The following is a 2,198-nucleotide window of genomic DNA, read 5'->3' as shown; positions in this document are numbered from 1 at the left end:
CATTATTAATAAATGCCAATCTAGGGGTGATCGCATTATTAACTGTGAAACTATTGTTAATAGTTTTATACTCAGCAACCTTGTTAGAAAAATAGAAGCTATTCCTCCTCAAAGAGTGGATATTAACCTTCTGTACAGTTTGGTTAAGGATATACGCTTAACTGATGCTTTCATTCAACGTTACATTGAATTCAGCGATAGAAACTTTAACAGAAAACTTATTTTTAGAACTTGGTCTTTGACAGTGTATGTAATTAGCTGGAAGCCGGGCCAAGAAAGCCGGATGCATCATCACGGCTTTGCGCTAGACGCAATTCGAGTGGTTTACGGCAAAATGACACACTGGTTGATTTCACCCGATGAATTTGATGGATACGTTCCCTTTGAGGCCTGTAGGGAAAGTGATAGAAAACGATATGAAGGACCCTCTCAGACCTTTGTATCAGGAGATATTGTAATGATTAATAGCTGTCAAGGACATCAGATTGCAAATCTATCAAATGAGGATTTAGTAACGCTTCACTATCGATTTGGATTGCCTCCTGAGGATGATAATTGGCGTTCTACAAACGATGCCGAAATGTTTATTTGGAATCAAGCAGAAGGGTGTTTTGACTTTATTCTTCCTAGTGAAGGTGGGTGGGCTTCCATACATCGTTAGTAGGGGCAATACAGCTCAATTCCAAGTGCTTTACGGCAAGATCGATAATGGACATAGATGTGCAATTGAGCTTAGCAAGGTGGACGGCTGATCTTCTCTGTTAAGCTATACCTCTATCAGAACTACCATGAAGTCATCAGAGAAGATGCAAATTCGGGCGTTGCTGAATCGAAGTATGAAGACACAACTTGAGACCTTGCATCGCCCCCTAACTCCCCCACTGCTGGGGGACTTTAAGGATCAGTTCCCTCCAAAAATGGGGGGCTAATCATACTCCAATCCAGCAACGCCCAAATTCGCATGGTAAAGCTTTCATCTCTATGTAAAAGATGAAACAGAGCTTTGCCGAAAATGACTAAATTCAGAAGTGTATCTAGCTTCTAACCTTTGTGGAATAAGCGTCTGAGGCATACTACACCCGATCGCTCAAGTACTATTTTCGGCAATGTTGCTTAATTCGGGACTGATGTAGCGGTAGTAAGTCGGACGACTAATTCCAAGGTATTCACAAATTGATGTGACCGATCGCTTCGGGTCTGCTGCTAGCGATTGCCCAATTTCAATCTGCTGTGCTGTCAACTTTTGACGTCGTCCACCTTTCCTGCCCCTGGCTCAGGCTGCCTGCAGGGTTGTGTCGCAAATAATCCTTAAGGACAAATGATTCCCCTACGGAGAACGAGATTATGCCACGACTCCAAAAACTTGACACACGAATGCTGCTTGAGCAGTCACATTTCCTCGTTCTACCTCTTTGACTTGTCCTTTCCGAATCATATTCATCGCTTCAATCCCGCTCAACGTTCTTCTTGCCGTGTTGAATGACTTGAACCCCATCATCGGTTTTACAATTCGCTTAATGTTCCGGTGATCTTGCTCAATCACATGATTCAAATATTTGCTCTGCCTTAATTCAGTCTCTTTTTCAATTCATCTTCTTGAAGAGCCTCGATTGCCCCTGGGTAAGCAGCATTCTTGTCTACGGTAATCACTCGCGGCGCTTGAGTGTGCTGTCCCTTCAACATTTTACGAAAGAATCGGGCGGCAGCTTTCGCATCTCGCTTGGCGCTGAGCATGAAGTCGAAGGTGTTGCCTTCCGAATCGACAGCGCGATAGAGATACTTCCACACTTCCCTAACTTTGATATAAGCCTTTTACAAACAAGAAATTGTTTGTTTGGGATGGAAGAAACACAAAGTCCGGCACTGAGTATATGCTCTACAGTTGGAATAATGCCCTAGCAGTTGAGACCGATTAAACACTGGTGCGTGAGCGCCCGTATATAAGCCTGGTTCTGGATGGTTGTGGTTAAGACATTGGTGAGTGAATCTCACTATCCCGTTTAGGAGATATTTGCAAGTCTGGTGTATGAAGAAGAATTAAGCAGCGTCCTGACTGAGTTCTGAATTCACGGGTTGATCCACTCGAATGCCATCTTTGAATTTCACGCCCTCAATCACCTCCCCTAATCGTCTGAATCCGCGAATGCGTAACCATCGTTTCTGAGCACTCTGCACCAGTTTGAATACCAGCGATAGAA

General features: G+C 43.7%; 2 protein-coding genes and 2 pseudogenes. 1 reads left to right on the top strand and 3 read right to left on the bottom strand.

Annotation, left to right across the window (positions count from 1 at the left end; all coding sequences use genetic code 11):
- On the top strand, window positions 1-661 hold a 661-nt coding region (locus tag H6F80_RS27520), incomplete at its 5' end, for a cupin domain-containing protein (protein ID WP_190794710.1).
- Window positions 662-1,087: 426 nt separating this feature from the next.
- Here H6F80_RS27520 and H6F80_RS27515 read toward each other — a convergent pair.
- From H6F80_RS27515 to H6F80_RS27500, 3 genes and pseudogenes are all read right to left on the bottom strand, one after another.
- Complete coding sequence (locus H6F80_RS27515; protein WP_190794709.1) at window positions 1,088-1,240, bottom strand: hypothetical protein; 153 nt, start codon at window positions 1,238-1,240, stop codon at window positions 1,088-1,090.
- A 102-nt stretch (window positions 1,241-1,342) separates the two neighbouring features.
- A pseudogene (locus H6F80_RS30135) lies at window positions 1,343-1,812 on the bottom strand (IS6 family transposase); the annotation flags it as partial.
- 225 nt (window positions 1,813-2,037) lie between these two features.
- Window positions 2,038-2,198: pseudogene (locus H6F80_RS27500) on the bottom strand (IS256 family transposase); the annotation flags it as partial.

It is taken from the genome of Leptolyngbya sp. FACHB-711 (assembly GCF_014695615.1).
Lineage (GTDB): Bacteria > Cyanobacteriota > Cyanobacteriia > Elainellales > Elainellaceae > Leptolyngbya_A.
This window is presented reverse-complemented; position numbering and strand designations above follow the sequence as displayed.